We start from the raw sequence: 16,665 nt of genomic DNA on the forward strand, positions 1-16,665 counted from the left end.
GCCTTAATAAGCGAGCCCCACCCTTGCCTTGACAAACTGGTCAGACTCAAGCTGTGTGAAAAGAAAATGAGCGGTGTCGCCGGTGGATATTTCTTTTCCGCCGAGCGGCAGAACATCCCGTTCAAAACGGTATGTCTTCAATGCCGGACCGTCGGGGAGATACGTCGGGCAGACGATCGTCCAATCCAAATCAGATTCGCGGAGCCGTTCGTACACACGGGCATGTTCTTGCGCTGCACGTGTAGAGCGCCGTTTTGATTCGTTTGTTTCAAAGCGGTAAAGGGCCGGGTTCTGCCTGGCGTTTAAAATGCCGGCGGTTCCAATGGTAATCAACCGTTTGATTCGATGTACGTTCATAGCGTTTATCATATGTTCGATGGAGACGGTCAATGTATCGTCTCCATCTGTGTTTAAACAGCTGACAACGATATCGCAATCTTTTATTAAAGACTCGGCGTCATGCTGGTTCCTGGCGTTCCCTGTAAGTGCTTGGCAGCACTTATCCGGAATAAGGGCGCCTTCCGTCCTCCGGACAAGAGCGTAAACGGAATGATGATGCCCATCCTCTTCAACAAAATTGAGAAAGGCCTGTCCGACACGGCCTGTACCTCCAAAAAGCGCAATCTTCAACATGATCACTCCCATCGGATCTATCATACGTCAGATCGTCCGGAAGAAAAAGCCCCGCGATAACAAAAATGATAAGGGCGCACATTTGAAACATACTCATTCAATAGAGAAATCCCGACAAATTGAATCAATTCCCAATTGATGCTCAACATCACCTGCATGCCGACTCCTCCTTTATACCAGCATATGAAAAAAGGAGAAGCGGGTGCGGGCTTTCACAAGATATGCCGGAGGTGCGGGCCGACGCACTGGCAATGAATGTGAAAGTTTATCAACACGCTAAAGAAGGTGCAATATATGCACCTTCTGTTATCCATGAATATGAAGTTGTTTAAAATTGTTGACCGCCCATAGATGCTTGAGCTTGGGAAACTAAACGTTTTGTAATTTCTCCGCCGACAGAACCGTTTGCACGGGAAGTCGTGTCAGCGCCAAGGTTTACGCCGAACTCAGAAGCGATTTCAAATTTCATTTGTTCGATCGCTTGTGCTGCTCCTGGGACAACCAGTTGATTTGAAGAATTTTGATTAGCCATTTGTCATCAAACTCCTTTATAAAAATGGTATGGTTGGGCTGACTGGAGTTGCACCAGCTGACGGCTTTCACCGAAAGAAAACCGCTGCCTTCTCGGCTAAAGCCCAATGTTAGTTTGTACTACGTATTATGGTGGATTCGATAAAATAAATGCGTGTTTCAATCTGGTAAATGTTGAAAGGCGAAAAGGTTAGGATTGGGGCAAGCTAAGGAAAAAAGCCAGGAGGATGAAGAAGATGATGTGCCCAGTATGCAATGGCATTCTCGTCCAGACAAGGCATTGTCCGAAGTGCGGCGGGGAAATGGCGGACGCCGGGAGAGCAACCGATTTTTTCGGTCCCTACAGTCCGTATATGGAGTTCGATTCATTTAAACAAACGCAAACCGAATGCGTTCATTTATATACTTGCCAGGACTGTACTTATGAAGAAACCGTTGAAATTAAAACGACCGAAGCATAGTCGTAGCATGCTTCGGTCATGGAAGTGTTTGAATCTGGATTATCCTTCAGAGCGGATGCGAAGCTCCGTTTCTTTGTCAAAGAAGTGAGCTTTATTCATGTCAAGCGCCAATGGAATTGTATCGCCGGCCTGGACGTCGGTCCTTGAATCGACTCTGGCGATGAACGGCTGAGTGCCGGCTTGCGAATAAAGCATCGTTTCCGCGCCCATCAGCTCGGCTACCTCAATTTTCGCATCAATTTTCGAGTCTTTTGACGCATCAATGAAAACCGGTTCATCATGGATATCCTCAGGCCTGATTCCCATGATGATTTCCTTGCCGGCATAACCCTGGCTGCGCAGAACTTTCATTTTTCCTTCCGGCACGCGAATCGAAATACCGTCGAATGTAAACATGTCTTCTTTCAGAGTGCCGGTAAAAAAGTTCATTGCAGGAGACCCGATAAAGCCGCCGACAAAGACATTTTCCGGATTTTCATAGACTTCCTTCGGCGCGCCGACCTGCTGGATGATTCCGTCTTTCATGACGACAAGCCGCGTAGCCATCGTCATCGCTTCAGTCTGGTCGTGGGTGACATAGATGGTCGTCGTCTGCAGGCGCTGATGAAGCTTTGTGATTTCAGCGCGCATTTGTACGCGCAATTTGGCGTCAAGGTTTGATAACGGCTCATCCATCAGGAACACCTTTGCGTCCCGCACGATTGCCCGGCCTAAGGCGACGCGCTGGCGCTGTCCGCCGGAAAGCGCTTTAGGCTTTCTGTCCAAATATTGTTCAAGGCCCAGAATTTTGGCCGCTTCATGGACACGCCGTTTGATTTCATCCTTCGGAAACTTCCTAAGCTTTAAGCCGAAAGCCATATTGTCATAGACGTTCATGTGCGGATAAAGGGCATAGTTTTGGAATACCATCGCAATGTCGCGGTCCTTAGGAGCGACATCATTCATCCGTTTGCCGTCGATTGTGAATTCGCCATCCGTAATTTCCTCAAGGCCTGCGATCATTCTGAGCGTTGTCGACTTGCCGCAGCCTGACGGTCCGACAAAGACGATAAATTCCTTATCCTCGATATGAAGATTAAAATTATCCACAGCCGCGACTTTGTTGTCATACACTTTGTAGATCCGATCGAGCACGAGTTCCGCCATTTTTTCTCCCCCTCTTTTATGTAAGCGCTTTATCTGTTCTTAGTTTATAAAAAACGGCGGGGCGGTGTAAATGGACATGGTGCACAAATCCATTTCGTGCATGTTGCTAAAGCCGCTAAAGGAGATGCAGCATCAAATAAACAGCGGCTGCTTCTTCAAACTGTCTGATGTCAATCGCAGTCCGTTCGATGAATTTATCAATTCTGTACTGCAGGCTGTTTCGGTGGATAAACAAACGTTTCGCTGTAAGAGAGGCATTCAGGTTGCATCTCATATACGTTTTGATGGTCAGGGATGTCTCGGGATCAGACAGCGCTTCTCTTACGGCGTCCGAAAATGATGAAGCATTAACCCGCTCCGGTTTTGCCGTCAAAAAAGACGGGAGGCACTGACAAAACGTGGCGACGTTTCCGATGTCGCCAGCTTCCTGCATATAATGAAACATTTGTTTTTCAAAGCGGATTTTGTCTTGAAGCGATCCGTTGACTGGATGAAGCTGGCCGCTGAAAAACACAGGGTTTGCCATGAAGTCGCTTGTCAGTGCATCCGCAAGCTCGGACAGCTCTTTTTTTGCGAGAAACGGTGAAGGATTTTCGTGGACGATAACGGCTTCATGCCGGTCGTACCATACAACAAGCGGGTCTTTAAAAAAGCCGCTGACCGCTTCTTTGATCGCCTGTCTTTCTTCAGGGACATGCTCCATTTTAAAAAAATGGCCTTGCATCAGCTGAATGTTCCCCGGGTTTTGAAGGGGGACATCGCAAAAGAGATATTCATGCCATTCTTTCTCCCGCTTTGTCAGCTGTTGTGCGGGATGCGGTTCTGAAAAAGGCCGGAACAGACAATGGAGCAGCTCTTTTTCCCGGTCGGTAACCGCGCTTTTCAAAACGCCGAAGGTTTCGCCTTCGTCGGTTTGAAACCATAATGCATCGTGCTTTGAAACAGCCTCAGATCCAACCATCCGTTCACCGTAAAGCATCTTTAATTTCTCCAGCATACGACAACGTCCTTTTCTTTACTCGTAAATATGGAAGAGCATTAATTCATGAATCTCGCTTTTCAGGGAAGGTTCGTCATCATGCGGGGGATATGTGCTGCCCCACTCGATTTCCCCGGATTTATGATAAATTCCTTCATAATGAATCCCTTTATGATAAAACGATATTTTCCAACCGGGAAGCCTTTCTTTTTTAAACAGCGGCTTCCATTGAAAGTGAGAAATCATTAACGCCACGCTCCTTCATTGATTTCAGGTGGGCAAAATCCAGCGAGCTGACTAAACGTTGATTTGTTATCATTGTATCTCATTCACAGAAAAGATCATAGATTCTTTTCAAATGGAGATTTTCAAAAAAATACCGTGAAGAAGCAGATTCTTCACGGCTTGAGGTCATGCCACATGTCCTCCGGATTAAGGATTGACTGTTCAGTTAAATAAGAAGCATATTCGAAGCTTCTTTTCTTCGTTAAGCGGCTGACAGAAGCCAGACGGGGATGGGAGAAGATTCCCCTGCCGGGCCGGGAGTTGGCTTCAAACAGCCACACCTTTTCCGAACGGTCCAATCCTAGGTCAAAGCCGATTTCCCCGATGAAACCGTCAAGCTTTTCGTCAAGGACCCGGCTGAGGAGGACCGCCGCTTTTGTCAGCTTTTGCAGAGTATGAAGCCTTTCCTGAGGATCATCATAAATTTCTGCAAGTGTTTTAACGGCGCCGCCGCTCGACATGTGTGTTGTAATTCCGTCCTTTCCAGCGATTTTGGCCGCGATGGCTGTGACGGTCCATTGGCCTTTTCCGTTTTTGTTTGTATGAACTCTGAAATCTGCCGGGTGCTGATCCACTTCGATCCGTTCGATGCCCTGCTGGGCAAGATAAGAAGTATGTTTGTGACGCCTCTGCCATTCATTTAAACAGTCAGCAGCGGACGAAAAAGATGTGACACCTTCGGCATGTCTGGCAAGAATGCCGTTTTCTTCCCGTTTTGAAAGCTGGAATATGCCTTTGCCGAAACTGCCGCCAGCGGGCTTTACATAAATGAAGCCGTATTGGTCGATCATGTCTTCGATTTTATCGGCACCGGGCTCCAATGCCGAAAATGGAAGCAATTCCGCTGTCCTCTCGTCTTGCTGCAGACATTCATAGATCTCCCATTTATTAAAGAAGCCCGGATTGAACCAGGGAATGCGGTATTCATCCATAAGCCGGATTTTTGTTTCCCGCAAGGCGGCGGATTCTTCGGCTTTGCGGTTCGGCAGTCTGTCGTATACAACATTGGGCAGCGGGACTGTGGCCTCCTCCCAGCCGTTTTCCCTGAAAATGAGAGCCTGCACCGTGCCTTCTTCCCAATTAATCTGGTGCGCTCCGAACAGATAGCTGTAGCCTCCTGCCGGGAGATCCATCGTCAAAAGCTTCGAAAAAAATAAAGACCTCCCTCTGACAGGGTCCAGCTGCGATTTTGTGAAACCGGCCGTGAAAATTCCGATTAAAGGCCCGATGTAGACGGTATTGTCGCGAAAAAGCAGGGAGGCTTTGCCGCGGTACGGAATCCGCAGGTTTTTGTACAGATTTTCAGATAATAAAACGGTGCGCTTCAAATGGCTGTCAAATGAGACATGGCATCGTTCAACACTCGTGCCGAAAGCCGCGAATAACAAACCGTCCTGTTTGAAAGAAGCGGGCAGGAGCATCGTGTTTTCGCTCGTCTGGTGGATGCCGACCGTCAGCGGTTGAACGGTCATCTTTTCTCAGCCCCTTTCGCGCCGGCTGAAGCCGTTAAGAATAAGCAGTATTCCAAAGGACCTTTATACAAAAGCTCGCTTTTTTCAGGAGAGTGTTTGATAAAAGCGTGCTTTCCGGGCTTTGAATTGACATCCAGCAGCCAGACTCTTCCGTCTTTCGTCAGGCAGATATCGAGGCCGAGCTCGAATAATGGCCCATGATTTGATTCAAGCGCCAGGGGCACGGCCTGCGCCATTGTCTCTAAATCATCGAGAAGGACGGCCTGGCGCTTTTTCGGCACGGATAAAAGCCAGCTGTCAAAGCTGACCGCCTCTGAGCCCCCGGCCAGGTTTGCAAGCAGTCCGTGCTGATAGCTCCGCCTTACCGTTTTACCGGCTGTTTCCCATTCGCCATAGCCGTTTTTCTGAAGCAGCAGTCTGATATCACACGGAAAACCGTCTTTGTCTTGAATATCGAGGAACGATTGCAGCAGATAGCGGTGCTGAAGAACTTTTTGGCACCACGTTTCAAATGAGGCCTGTTTCGAAAATGACTTCAACTGTTTGTGTTTTCCGGTTTGGTAGGCGGCCTTCACCGTTTTTCCCGTAAGCTCGAGGTGAATGATGCCGCGGCCTCCTGTTCCGGATGCAGGCTTCAAGATGCACGATTTTTCTTTTGCAAGCTTGCGCAGGATATCCTGGGCATTTTCTGCAATCGTTGTTGCAGGAAGGTAGGACTTGATGACGGGATCGGCTTTCAAAGCTTTGTAAACCGTCCATTTGTCAGGAAGTCCAAGTCCTAAAAATGTCGTTTTAGGATACTTTTTGAGCCATTCGACAATCGGTTTTGCTTTTTTCGATTGCTGATCTCTGCCGTAAAAGCAGCGGTCATAAATCAATTCCGGGATTTCTCGTTCAATTTCATTCCACTGTCCTGACTTCGGGTGAAAGGAGAGTCCTTTCACAAGCAGGGAACCGGGGGAAATATCCAGGGGTGTGAACCGGATAAACCGGATTCCGTAGTCCGAAGCCGCTTTGGCCAGTTCTTCGGCATAGGCTTTTTCATGTTCGTGCGACAGCGACATAAATCCAAGCGTCATCATGATTATACCTCCTTCATGAAAAACAAGGCTTAACAGGCTGAGACTGTCAAACTTCGGGCAAACTTTAATATATAGACTTCTGTTTCATGATACGCTTGAGATTGCAGAAATAGGCTTTTGTAAATTGGAAATGATTAAAAATTTTAGAGCGCCCTTCATACAATTGCCATCTGACCCATTGTATTTTGAAGCGGCTTGCTCCATTCCGTTATTTGCCCGTCTTTTATTCAGCTACTATAATAACGTTAGGCAAGACGGTGAGGGCCGATCGTCAAGGCCCACGCTGTGCAGCTATGATGTCAGGTAAAAAGGAAGGCAGTTGAAAAGAACATGTATGTATTTGGGGTTTTTGCCGTTATGATTGCAGTCGGTGCACTTATCGGCGCTGTAACGAATCATTTTGCGATTAAAATGCTTTTTCGCCCATATAAAGCGATCTACATATTTGGAAAGCGGGTTCCTTTTACACCCGGATTAATTCCGAAAAGGCGCGATGAATTGGCGAGACAGATGGGACAGATGGTCACAGGCCATCTGCTGACAACAGAAGGGATCAAAACAAGGCTTGCATCCGATGCGGTCAAAAGCCAGGCAGTGCAGGTTGGAGAGCGGCTCTTGGCGCACCTCTCGCAATCAACGGCCACCGTTGAAGAAGCATTGGAAAGCATCGGAATTTCAAATCCCGCCCAAAAAGCGGATCAAGCGGTATCCAGATGGGCCGATGAGAAGCTGTCCGCATTTTTAGAGGCGTATGAAAATGAACCGCTGAAAGAGCTTATCCCTCTTGAGGCCCAAGAAAAGCTGAAAGAGAAAATTCCAATGGTGTCAGGCTATATTTTAAGCCGGGCTGTCAGCTACTTTGAAAGTGATGAAGGAAAGGAACGCCTCGGACATATGATTGACGATTTTTTGAAAGAACGGGGCATGCTCGGCAGCATGGTGCAGATGTTTTTAGGCAACAGCAGTCTGGTTGATCGCGTTCAGCCGGAGATTGTGAAGTTTTTAAAGAACGGCGAGACCGCGCGGCTCTTAACAGATCTGTTTGAAAACGAATGGGACAAGCTGAAAGAATATACGTTCAAAGAAGCGGATGACAAATGGAACCTCAAACCTCTCATTTTCGATTTGAAGGAAAAGTTTTTGAAACGATTCTCGCTTCAGCCGTTTTTCGAAAAGACGATAGGCTCCTCTATTTCCAGTTTTGAGCGGGACATCGCTTTGCGCCTGCCGCAGATGGCCGACCGCCTTCTCGAAGAGGCGGGCCGCCGCCTGGATCAAGTGCTCAAGCAGCTGGAGCTCGAGCAAATCGTCAAGGAACAGGTGGACAACTTCCCCGTTGAACGTCTTGAAGAAATGGTGTTGTCCATTTCCAAGCGGGAGTTCAAAATGATCACGTATTTAGGCGGTCTGCTTGGTGGAATCATCGGAGCCGTGCAAGCCATCTTTGTGATTTTGATCTGAGGCTGAAGACAGCCTGTTCAAACGGAATTATCGTATAACTGTGAAAAACACTCCATAGTTTGTTATAGTGGAGTGGTGCCGATTCCATAAGAAGAATCCAGGCAGGAAAGGAGCGGATCAGGATGACGGTCAATTTACATGACTCGGCTTATGAGTTGGAACAAGCCTTGCGTCAAAGCGAAGAATATTCCCGATTGAAAAATCTTTATGATGAGGTGAATGGCGACCCATCTGCTAAAAAGATGTTTGATAACTTTCGCGATATTCAATTGAACCTTCAGCAAAAACAGATGAACGGCGAAGACATCACTCAGGAAGAGGTCGAACAAGCACAAAAATCCGTGGCGCTCGTCCAGCAGCATGAGAAAATCTCGCAGCTGATGGAAGCGGAACAGCGGATGAGCATGCTGATTGCTGAATTAAACAAAATCATCATGAAGCCTTTGGAAGAGCTTTACGGAAATCCAGAGAGCTGATAAAAAATCCCCCCTTGTCAAGACAAGAGGGGATTTTTTCACTAAGTGAATAAATAACGTTCATAAAGATTTAAAAAAAGACTTGTCAATTCGTGAAATAGTTGCGATAATACTAAATGTAAGTGCTTTCATTTTTTTGCCGGGATACGATCATGAAAAACGGACTGGCGGCAAAATGATAAGGGGTACAGAGGAAATTGACAGACTGAAAGCACGTCTGCTGGTCAAATAAAGGGGTTGTCAATATAAGGTGAATTGAACGAAAGGGGCGTTGAATTCACTGTTTTGAATATGAGGGAGAATCATGATCGTATCCACACGATGCGAAGTGAAAAGTCTGTGAAAACAGGCTTTTTTTAGTATGTACATCAAGAGGGCTGTTCTAAAAAAAGGGACCGGGACATATCCTCTATAACAGATTCAGTCATCAAAGAAGGGGGACCTCCTGGTGTCAAAACAAATGCTTGCGCTGAATATAGACGGAACGCTGCTTCGGACAAACGGACGGCTTCATCCCGCAACGAAGGAAGCGATCGAATATGCAAAAAAGAAAGGTGTATATGTTACGCTTGTGACGAACAGACATTTCCGCTCCGCTCAAAAAATCGCCAAATCTTTAAAGCTGGATACGAAGCTGATTACACACAGCGGAGCGATTATAGCGGACAAAATCGATGAACCTTTATTAGAAAAAAGGATTTCCGAAGAACAAACATTTAACCTTGTTCAAATACTGGAAAGCTATGATTGCAATATCAGAATCCTCCATGAAAAATATTCGATTGGAAACCGGAAAAAAACGAATTCAAACCTGCTGGGGAAAACGATGATTCACCCGTCTGACCCGATTTTTTATCCCGTCCAGTTTGTCGATTCGCTGAGCGACATGCTGATGGATGAACCGGTCAGCGCACCGGTGATCGAGGTTTATTGCTCAACAGGACAGTCCGAAGAAATCAGGCAGACGATCACAAATGCGTTTCCTCTCGTCGACATTATTGAAGCGGGGGAAAAAATGCTGATTGTCCATAAAGGGATTTCGAAAGAATCGGGCTTGACGATGCTCGCCGCCGACCTCGGTTTAAAAATGGAAGATGTCGTTGCGATCGGCCATGATATCGACGACCTTCCGATGATCGAGCTTGCCGGGCTCGGAGTCGCAATGGGCAATGCTCCTCAGGAGGTCAAGCAAAAAGCGGATTGGGTGACGCGCTCCAATGATGAACAGGGCGTCGCTTATATGATTAAAGAATACTTCAGAATGCAGCAAAGCAAAGGGTTTCTTAAAAAATTCCATATTAAAAAAGTCTGATTCCTATAGGGTCCCCGCTTTCAACTTGAATGCGGGGATGATTCATTCATCGCTGCCTTAAAGGAATGTTTGTTTCCCGGATTGATTTTGCCCATTTATTTTTGTACACTAAAGAAAGTTTTGAAACGAAAAAGGTGATGACATTGCGCATTTATATAGAAGGGCTCCAAGACGAAAGGTTCCAGAGACCGCTTGAGCATATAGCCAACTTATTCTTTGAGGAAAGCGAAGTCGTTCTTGGCGAAGAAGCGCCGGCAGACCTTGCGATCGTTCTCGGCTATGAACGGGAAGAGAACGGTGTTAAGGCTTCGGGTGCGATAAAAGATACGGACATTACTGCAGAATATGCGAAAAACATTGACCTCAAACTGACGGAAAAGGAAGCGTTTAAACAGGTGAAGAACACCGTTTCCTACGTTTTTTTGAGCATGCTTCAGGAGCATACCGGGATCATTCAGAAATGGGGGATTCTCACCGGTGTCCGCCCGACAAAGCTGCTTCACAAAAAGCTGGAGAGCGGCAAGCCAAAGGAAGAGGCCCATGCCGAACTGAAGCGGGATTATTTAATTCAGGACGAAAAGATCGAACTGATGCAAAACATCATTGACCGTCAGCTGAAAGCTGTACCTGATTTGTATGAGCTGGGTCAAGAGGTCAGCATTTACATCGGCATCCCGTTCTGCCCGACGAAGTGTGCCTACTGCACGTTTCCGGCGTACGCGATCAGAGGACAAGCCGGACGGGTCGGCTCATTTTTGTGGGGGCTTCACTATGAAATGCAAAAAATCGGTGAATGGCTCAAGGAGAACGATGTCAGCATCACGACCGTGTATTTCGGCGGCGGAACGCCGACAAGCATTACCGCTGAAGAAATGGATCTATTGTATGAAGAAATGTACCGTTCATTTCCCGATGTGAAAAATATCCGCGAGGTCACAGTTGAGGCTGGACGGCCTGATACGATCACAGAGGAAAAGCTCGCGGTCTTAAAAAAATGGAACATCGACCGAATCAGCATTAACCCGCAGTCTTACGAAAATGAAACGCTGAAAGCGATCGGACGCCACCATACCGTGGAAGAAACGATCGAAAAGTATCATCTGTCGCGAAATGCCGGCATGTCGAACATCAATATGGATTTGATCATCGGCCTTCCGGGCGAAGGGGCAAAAGAATTCAGAAATTCTCTTTCCGAAACCGAAAAATTAATGCCTGAATCGTTGACCGTTCATACGCTGTCATTTAAGCGCGCGTCTGAAATGACGAAGAACAAGCATAAGTATAAGGTGGCTGACCGCGAGGAGATTGTCGCGATGATGGATGACGCTGTCTCGTGGACGAAACAGCACGGCTACCATCCCTACTATTTGTACAGGCAGAAAAACATTCTCGGCAACCTGGAGAATATAGGCTATTCCCTTCCCGGCCAGGAAAGCATCTATAACATTATGATCATGGAGGAAAAACAGACGATTATCGGGATCGGCTGCGGAGCTGCGAGCAAATTTGTCGATCCGGGAACGGGAAAAATCACGCACTTCTCCAATCCGAAAGACCCGAAAACGTACAATGACAGATTTGAACACTATACAAACGAAAAAATCCGCTACTTGTCTGAGCTTTTTCAGAAGCATGCAAAAAGCGGTTCTCCACAAGAATAGAAGCTGCTGCCGGGATTACCGGCAGCTTTTTTATTGCGGAATCAAGCCGGAATCGGCAACAAAAAAAGGTTTTGGAGGACAAAGGTGGAATAGTTTAAATAGTATCAATTGTAAACGTATTCACGGAGGTGCAAGATGGAGTATATCAAATGGAAAGACGAAAACGGGATATTTGAAATTGTGCTGAATCGCTCTGAGGCGTACAATGCCCTGAATGAAAAAATGCTTGAAGAGCTGAATGAAGCTTTGAGTATTGCAGAGGAAAGCGAATCGCTGCTCCTCCTCGTGAGAGGCAGCGACAAAGAATTTTCTGCAGGCGGAGACATTAAGATGATGCTCTCTTCCGGAGATCAAGACAGCTCCGCCCGCGTCATTGACACGATTTCTGAAATTGCGGTGAAGCTTTACAGCATGCCGAAAATAACTGTAGCGGCTGTCCACGGTGCGGCCGCAGGTCTGGGATTGAGCCTCGCGCTCAGCTGCGACCATGTACTGGTCGAAAAAGAGGCGAAGCTGGCGATGAATTTTATCGGCATCGGGCTTGTTCCCGATGGAGGCGGACACTTCGTTTTAGAGCGGAGAGTCGGTGAAGCTGCGGCCAAAGAATTGATTTGGAGCGGGAAAAAATTGACGGGGGCCGAAGCGCACGAGCTTCGGATCGCAGACGCCGTATTCAGCGGAGACTCCGGCCGTTTTGCACGCATCTACCTTGAAAAGCTTCTGCATGCTCCGCTGGCAGCGATGATTGAAACGAAAAAGATCTACCAGGCGCTGAATGGCGGGCGGCTGCAAAAAACGCTCGAACTCGAGAAAACGGCCCAGATGAAAATGCGGCTGACAAGCGACCATCAGGAAGGGATCCGCGCATTTTTAGAAAAGCGCCAGCCGCAATTTAACCGTCAGCAAGTATAACAAGAGCGGCCCGGCAGGAAATTGTCTTGCAGAAGCAATTGTAAAAAAATTTAAGTTTCTATAAAATGATTCATAAGACACAGGTCTGTACGAGCTCTCGGGAGGCGGGGAAATTGAAACAAAAGATTCCATCTGAATACGTTGCTAGAAAGCTGAATGATTGGTACAACGCCATTCGGAAAAATCAGGTCGCCGCCAGTGAATCATTGAAAGCGGAAATTTTAAATGATTTTCAAGACATGGAAGAAAATCAGGACGTCCTGCTCTACTATTCGCTGCTTGAATTCAGGCATAAGCTGATGCTCAGCTATTTGAAACCGGAAAAGACTGAAAATATCGAAAAAAACCTCCGCGACTTAGAAGAAAGAGAAGACCAAATGACAGGTTTATTAAACTACTATTATTGGTTTTTTAAAGGGATGTATGAATTCAAACAAAAACGGTTCGTCAAGGCAATCGGCTGCTATAAAACGGCTGAACAAAAAGTCAGCGCATTGGAAGACGAGGTTGAAAAAGCGGAATTTTATTATAAGCTTGCGGAAATCTACTATTATATCAACCAGAGATACCTATCAATCAACTATGCGACGCTCGCTTCCGACATTTTTAACCGGTATGAAACGCTAAAAGAAAAAAAGATTTTCTGCGATTTTATCATTGCCGGCAATTGGGTTGAATCAATGACATACGGACCCGCGCTGAAAAGCCTGGCCAATGCGCTTGAAGACGCCAGGAAAATCAAAAACAGCCATTTGACGGCAGCCGCTCATTTTAATTTGGGAAATTGCTATTTCCATCAAGAATCGTACCGGGAAGCCTCAGATCATATGGAGAGCGCTCTTTCCATTTTTGAACAGGAAAGTTCATCATATATTCCAAAAGTGCTGTACAACTTGATGTACGTTCGTCTAAAGCAGGGAAACCATTTCGGAGCTGCCGCCTGTTATGAAAAAGGCATCCGAAGCGCGGCATCGCTCGGGGATGAAGAACACGCGGCAAAGCTTAACATCCTGTACGGGCTGTATTTGGACGGCGGAGATCGGAAAGCCGTGGAAAACGGATTTGATTATTTGGAGTCAAACCATTTATATGCAGCTGTTGAAGAGCTGGCTTTAGACGCAGCCCAGTATTATAATCAAATTGAGCGGCTTGAAGATTCCATTTTTTACTACGAAAAGTGCGCTCAGGCAAGACGAAAAATCAAAAGGGGAGATGCGTTGTATGAAAGCTAAACTGTTGTTCGTCGTGGTGTCGCTGGCTGTGGTGTTAACGTCTTCAAGCTTTTTGGCAGATGCGGGGAAAGCCCCTTCCTTGTATGCGGACAAAATGATCACGACTGACAAGGAGGCCCGAGTTTAAGGACATGATTTCATCTCAGAATGAGCGGGCTGACGCAGCGAAAGAATGGACGATGTATATTACAGTTTCTTGCCTTTTCATCCTGATCGTCTCTGTGATTTGTTTTTTCGCTCCGGCCTACCGCTTGCAGGATCTTTTGTTTCGAATGTTTGATGCTGTCATCGTCTGTGTGCTGGCGGTCAATGGCCTTTATTTTCTGCAAAAAAATAAAGGCGTCGCTTACGTATCGTTTTTACTCGGTTTCATCAACATGGGACTGCTCATTGTTTTGATGATCCGCTAGTGTTTTGCGGATCAAAGGGCAGGCGGCAGCAGCCAGAGAGCTTTCCCAGAAGGCCGCCTTACCCCGTATTTTAGTCAGCTGCGAAAAACAATGATTTTACCGGACGAATGTACTACCCGGTGTGTATGCTCCAAAAATTGCTTTTCCTTCAGCATTCCTCTTCCTTTCTCTTTCGCTTCTTTATCATCGGCCGCTTCAAATCGCTCATTCAAAAGCGTTTCTCCACTAGTGTCGAAAACGGTTACATAATAATTTTCCATTTCTCTTCCCCTTTCTCAAAATATGATCTATTTGTTTAAAATTATATAAAAATCAAAAAAATCCTTTTTAAAATGGTATGACTAACGTATGATTGTAAATTGGAAGGAGGAGTTATAATGCTCAAAATCGATCATGTCACGAAAAGGTTCGGTTCATTTACAGCTGTAAATGATCTGACGCTGGAGATTCCAGACAAGCAAATGTTCGGTCTTCTCGGCGCCAACGGAGCAGGGAAAACGACGACATTTCGAATGATACTCGGCCTTTTGAATGCGACAGAGGGTACTGTCACATGGAAAGGACAGCCGATTAACTACGGTGTCACAAACAGCATCGGTTATTTGCCTGAAGAGCGCGGACTGTACCCGAAGCTGAAGGTGAAAGATCAGCTCGTGTACCTCGGCCGCCTGAAAGGCATGACAAAACAAACTGCGCTCAAGGAAATGGAGAAGTGGCTCGAACGGTTCCATATTACGGAATACGCCGATAAAAAAGTTGAGGAGCTCTCCAAAGGGAACCAGCAAAAAATTCAGTTCATCACGGCTGTGCTGCACAAGCCGGAGCTTTTGATTCTTGACGAGCCGTTCAGCGGGCTCGATCCGGTGAATGTCGAGCTTTTAAAAGACGCGGTCATTTCTTTAAAAGACGACGGCACCTCGATTGTATTTTCAAGTCACAGGATGGAGCATGTCGAAGAGCTGTGCGAACACGTCTGCATTTTGCAGCGCGGGACGCCTGTCGTTCAAGGAAAATTAAAAGAAATCAAACGTTCTTTTGGCAGAAAGAATGTCACGATTCACGCAGACGGCGACTTGAGCTTCTTGAAAGAGACAGCCGGCATCGTCAAATGGCGGGATCATTCCGAAGGAGTCCGCCTGCAGGTCGAGAATGAAGAAGTCTCTCAAGAGCTGTTTACAATGCTTCAAGGACGCGGGTTTATCAGAAAGTTTGAACTTGAAGAGCCTTCTTTGCATGATATTTTCGTCGAAAAGGTAGGTGCCCGTTATGAATAAGTTTTGGATTGTTCTTTTTCATACATATCTCAGCAAGCTGAAAACGAAGTCATTCATCATTTCAACGGCCATCACGCTCGCGCTTGTCGTGCTCGTCACAAATATGGGATCGATTATTTCCATGTTTGATGACGGCGGAGAGGGTGATAAAATCGCCGTCATTGACCGCTCAAATCAGCTGTACGACACGTTTGCCCAGCAGGTGGAAGCACTCGACACTGATGAAGCGCTGGAGGTCGAAAAAGCGGATAAGCCGGAAAAAGAGCTTGAAAAAGACGTCAGAGACGAAAAGCTCGAAGGCATTTTAATCCTGGACAGAGATAAAAAAGGCGTGCTGAAAGGAACGTATAAAGCGCTCGATATCGCTGATTCCACAGCTGTCTCCACGATTGAACAGGCGCTCTCACAAGCAAAAATCGCCGTTGGAACGGCTGAATTGAACGTACCTCAGGAAAAGCTGAGTGAACTGTTTACACCGGTAAAAGTTAACAGTGTTGCCTTGAAAGAAGGCGCGAAAACCGAGGAAGAGCTTCAAAAGGCGACAGGGCTTGTGTATGTTGTGCTGTTTGTCATTTATTTTTCCGTTTTGATGTACGCTTCAATGATTGCGACAGAAGTTGCGACGGAAAAGTCTTCCCGCGTAATGGAAATTTTAATTTCCAGTGTGCCCCCTGTCCAGCAAATGTTCGCCAAACTGTTCGGCGTTGCCCTGTTAGGCCTGACACAGCTCGCCGCGCTCCTTCTTGCCGGCTATCTGTCGCTTCAGTCCAGCCAGGAAAGCGGAGGAGATGCGGCTGAGCTGATTAAAGGATTTTTTGATGTTTCCGGCGTACCTACCGCAACACTTGTGTACGCGGTCATTTTCTTGATGCTCGGCTACTTCCTCTACGCAACTCTTGCAGCATTTCTCGGAAGCGTCGTCAGCCGGATTGAAGATGTTCAGCAGATGATTTCGCCGATGATCTTGTTGGTCGTTGCCGGATTCATGATTGCCATGTTCGGACTGAATGCTCCGGATTCGACGTTTATTACTGTCACTTCATTCATTCCGTTCTTTGCGCCGATGATCATGTTCCTCAGAGTCGGCGTGCTTGATATTCCGTTTTGGGAAGCGGCTCTCGGCATCGGCATCACCGCTCTCACCATTGTGATTCTCGCCGTCATCGGGGCGAGGGTATATAAAGGCGGCGTGCTCATGTACACGAGCGGCGGCGGATTGAAAAATATCAAACAGGCGCTTCGTCTGTCAAAAGATCGATAATGAAAGAGAAAAGCAGCTTGAAAGAAAAGCTGCTTTTTTCATGCAAAGAGTAGAACGTGCATTCGCTTTCAACCCGT

The 16,665-nt window shown here is 46.7% G+C and carries 20 protein-coding genes; 11 read left to right on the plus strand and 9 right to left on the minus strand.

Features of this window, described 5'->3' with window-relative positions:
* Nucleotides 1–3: 3 nt before the first annotated feature.
* The 3 genes from BTA31_RS17005 to BTA31_RS17010 form a co-directional block, all read right to left on the minus strand.
* Nucleotides 4–633: an NAD(P)-dependent oxidoreductase gene (locus BTA31_RS17005; protein ID WP_239693232.1), complete on the minus strand. Its 630-nt coding sequence runs from the start codon at nt 631–633 to the stop codon at nt 4–6.
* Between the two features lie 20 nt (nt 634–653).
* A complete protein-coding gene (locus BTA31_RS23085) occupies nt 654–791 on the minus strand; it encodes a hypothetical protein (RefSeq protein ID WP_165569731.1) in 138 nt (45 codons plus the stop codon).
* Nucleotides 792–961: 170 nt separating this feature from the next.
* Entirely contained in the window at nt 962–1,165 is a 204-nt protein-coding gene (locus BTA31_RS17010; protein WP_020450770.1) for an alpha/beta-type small acid-soluble spore protein, read from the minus strand.
* A gap of 235 nt (nt 1,166–1,400) precedes the next feature.
* Between BTA31_RS17010 and BTA31_RS17015 the strand changes: the two genes are divergently transcribed.
* The gene (locus BTA31_RS17015) at nt 1,401–1,625 is read left to right on the plus strand and encodes a hypothetical protein (protein WP_076793266.1); all 225 of its coding nucleotides are present in this window, start codon (nt 1,401–1,403) and stop codon (nt 1,623–1,625) included.
* Nucleotides 1,626–1,664: 39 nt separating this feature from the next.
* Here BTA31_RS17015 and BTA31_RS17020 read toward each other — a convergent pair whose 3' ends face one another.
* The 5 genes from BTA31_RS17020 to BTA31_RS17040 all read right to left on the minus strand — a co-directional run bounded on the left by BTA31_RS17020 (nt 1,665) and on the right by BTA31_RS17040 (nt 6,589).
* Nucleotides 1,665–2,771, minus strand: coding sequence for an ABC transporter ATP-binding protein (locus BTA31_RS17020; RefSeq protein WP_076793267.1), 1,107 nt, complete (start codon nt 2,769–2,771; stop codon nt 1,665–1,667).
* Nucleotides 2,772–2,886: 115 nt separating this feature from the next.
* The gene (locus tag BTA31_RS17025; RefSeq protein ID WP_076793268.1) at nt 2,887–3,768 is read right to left on the minus strand and encodes a PucR family transcriptional regulator; all 882 of its coding nucleotides are present in this window, start codon (nt 3,766–3,768) and stop codon (nt 2,887–2,889) included.
* Nucleotides 3,769–3,786: 18 nt separating this feature from the next.
* Nucleotides 3,787–4,005 (minus strand): YheE family protein, encoded by a 219-nt coding sequence (locus BTA31_RS17030; RefSeq protein ID WP_170865385.1) that lies wholly within the window; start codon nt 4,003–4,005, stop codon nt 3,787–3,789.
* 143 nt (nt 4,006–4,148) lie between these two features.
* On the minus strand, nt 4,149–5,507 hold the full coding sequence (locus BTA31_RS17035) for a YheC/YheD family endospore coat-associated protein (protein WP_076793269.1): 1,359 nt from the start codon (nt 5,505–5,507) through the stop codon (nt 4,149–4,151).
* Complete coding sequence (locus BTA31_RS17040) at nt 5,504–6,589, minus strand: YheC/YheD family endospore coat-associated protein (protein ID WP_076793270.1); 1,086 nt, start codon at nt 6,587–6,589, stop codon at nt 5,504–5,506. The genes BTA31_RS17035 and BTA31_RS17040 overlap by 4 nt, the downstream gene beginning before the upstream one ends.
* A 330-nt stretch (nt 6,590–6,919) precedes the next feature.
* On the opposite strand from BTA31_RS17040, the gene BTA31_RS17045 reads away from it, so the two are divergent.
* From BTA31_RS17045 to BTA31_RS17080, 8 genes are all read left to right on the plus strand, one after another.
* Nucleotides 6,920–8,050, plus strand: coding sequence for a DUF445 domain-containing protein (locus BTA31_RS17045; RefSeq protein WP_076793271.1), 1,131 nt, complete (start codon nt 6,920–6,922; stop codon nt 8,048–8,050).
* Between the two features lie 122 nt (nt 8,051–8,172).
* Nucleotides 8,173–8,526 (plus strand): YlbF/YmcA family competence regulator, encoded by a 354-nt coding sequence (locus BTA31_RS17050; RefSeq protein WP_043927106.1) that lies wholly within the window; start codon nt 8,173–8,175, stop codon nt 8,524–8,526.
* 448 nt (nt 8,527–8,974) lie between these two features.
* On the plus strand, nt 8,975–9,838 hold the full coding sequence (locus BTA31_RS17060; RefSeq protein WP_076793272.1) for a Cof-type HAD-IIB family hydrolase: 864 nt from the start codon (nt 8,975–8,977) through the stop codon (nt 9,836–9,838).
* Between the two features lie 143 nt (nt 9,839–9,981).
* Nucleotides 9,982–11,499, plus strand: a complete 1,518-nt coding sequence (locus BTA31_RS17065; protein WP_076793305.1) for a coproporphyrinogen III oxidase — start codon at nt 9,982–9,984, stop codon at nt 11,497–11,499.
* 135 nt (nt 11,500–11,634) lie between these two features.
* Complete coding sequence (locus BTA31_RS17070) at nt 11,635–12,411, plus strand: enoyl-CoA hydratase (protein ID WP_076793273.1); 777 nt, start codon at nt 11,635–11,637, stop codon at nt 12,409–12,411.
* A 113-nt stretch (nt 12,412–12,524) separates the two neighbouring features.
* Nucleotides 12,525–13,643 (plus strand): Rap family tetratricopeptide repeat protein, encoded by a 1,119-nt coding sequence (locus BTA31_RS17075; protein WP_076793274.1) that lies wholly within the window; start codon nt 12,525–12,527, stop codon nt 13,641–13,643.
* Entirely contained in the window at nt 13,633–13,770 is a 138-nt protein-coding gene (locus BTA31_RS23090) for a hypothetical protein (RefSeq protein WP_165569705.1), read from the plus strand. The genes BTA31_RS17075 and BTA31_RS23090 overlap by 11 nt, the downstream gene beginning before the upstream one ends.
* Nucleotides 13,771–13,774: 4 nt before the next feature.
* Nucleotides 13,775–14,053: a hypothetical protein gene (locus tag BTA31_RS17080; protein ID WP_043927102.1), complete on the plus strand. Its 279-nt coding sequence runs from the start codon at nt 13,775–13,777 to the stop codon at nt 14,051–14,053.
* A 74-nt stretch (nt 14,054–14,127) separates the two neighbouring features.
* Here the strand turns inward: BTA31_RS17080 and BTA31_RS17085 are convergent, their stop codons facing one another.
* Nucleotides 14,128–14,313: a YhzD family protein gene (locus BTA31_RS17085; RefSeq protein WP_076793275.1), complete on the minus strand. Its 186-nt coding sequence runs from the start codon at nt 14,311–14,313 to the stop codon at nt 14,128–14,130.
* 117 nt (nt 14,314–14,430) lie between these two features.
* On the opposite strand from BTA31_RS17085, the gene BTA31_RS17090 reads away from it, so the two are divergent.
* Together BTA31_RS17090 and BTA31_RS17095 are read left to right on the plus strand one after the other, a co-directional pair.
* Nucleotides 14,431–15,327, plus strand: coding sequence for an ABC transporter ATP-binding protein (locus BTA31_RS17090; RefSeq protein ID WP_076793276.1), 897 nt, complete (start codon nt 14,431–14,433; stop codon nt 15,325–15,327).
* Nucleotides 15,320–16,588, plus strand: a complete 1,269-nt coding sequence (locus tag BTA31_RS17095) for an ABC transporter permease (RefSeq protein ID WP_076793277.1) — start codon at nt 15,320–15,322, stop codon at nt 16,586–16,588. Before BTA31_RS17090 ends, BTA31_RS17095 begins: the two co-directional genes overlap by 8 nt.
* Nucleotides 16,589–16,665 lie beyond the last annotated feature (77 nt).

Origin of the sequence: Bacillus haynesii (assembly GCF_001969855.1) — a bacterium.
GTDB lineage: Bacteria > Bacillota > Bacilli > Bacillales > Bacillaceae > Bacillus > Bacillus haynesii.

Excerpts from the sequence above, each read along its gene's own strand:
- BTA31_RS17080 (WP_043927102.1), top strand. The coding sequence starts at position 13,775 with ATGATTTCATCTCAGAATGAGCGGGCTGACGCAGCGAAAGAATGGACG.
- BTA31_RS17040 (WP_076793270.1), bottom strand. The coding sequence starts at position 6,589 with ATGATGACGCTTGGATTTATGTCGCTGTCGCACGAACATGAAAAAGCC.
- BTA31_RS17015 (WP_076793266.1), top strand. The coding sequence starts at position 1,401 with ATGATGTGCCCAGTATGCAATGGCATTCTCGTCCAGACAAGGCATTGT.
- BTA31_RS17010 (WP_020450770.1), bottom strand. The coding sequence starts at position 1,165 with ATGGCTAATCAAAATTCTTCAAATCAACTGGTTGTCCCAGGAGCAGCA.
- BTA31_RS17085 (WP_076793275.1), bottom strand. The coding sequence starts at position 14,313 with ATGGAAAATTATTATGTAACCGTTTTCGACACTAGTGGAGAAACGCTT.
- BTA31_RS17045 (WP_076793271.1), top strand. The coding sequence starts at position 6,920 with ATGTATGTATTTGGGGTTTTTGCCGTTATGATTGCAGTCGGTGCACTT.
- BTA31_RS17020 (WP_076793267.1), bottom strand. The coding sequence starts at position 2,771 with ATGGCGGAACTCGTGCTCGATCGGATCTACAAAGTGTATGACAACAAA.
- BTA31_RS23085 (WP_165569731.1), bottom strand. The coding sequence starts at position 791 with ATGCAGGTGATGTTGAGCATCAATTGGGAATTGATTCAATTTGTCGGG.
- BTA31_RS17035 (WP_076793269.1), bottom strand. The coding sequence starts at position 5,507 with ATGACCGTTCAACCGCTGACGGTCGGCATCCACCAGACGAGCGAAAAC.
- BTA31_RS17070 (WP_076793273.1), top strand. The coding sequence starts at position 11,635 with ATGGAGTATATCAAATGGAAAGACGAAAACGGGATATTTGAAATTGTG.
- BTA31_RS23090 (WP_165569705.1), top strand. The coding sequence starts at position 13,633 with ATGAAAGCTAAACTGTTGTTCGTCGTGGTGTCGCTGGCTGTGGTGTTA.
- BTA31_RS17050 (WP_043927106.1), top strand. The coding sequence starts at position 8,173 with ATGACGGTCAATTTACATGACTCGGCTTATGAGTTGGAACAAGCCTTG.
- BTA31_RS17025 (WP_076793268.1), bottom strand. The coding sequence starts at position 3,768 with ATGCTGGAGAAATTAAAGATGCTTTACGGTGAACGGATGGTTGGATCT.
- BTA31_RS17095 (WP_076793277.1), top strand. The coding sequence starts at position 15,320 with ATGAATAAGTTTTGGATTGTTCTTTTTCATACATATCTCAGCAAGCTG.
- BTA31_RS17005 (WP_239693232.1), bottom strand. The coding sequence starts at position 633 with ATGTTGAAGATTGCGCTTTTTGGAGGTACAGGCCGTGTCGGACAGGCC.
- BTA31_RS17090 (WP_076793276.1), top strand. The coding sequence starts at position 14,431 with ATGCTCAAAATCGATCATGTCACGAAAAGGTTCGGTTCATTTACAGCT.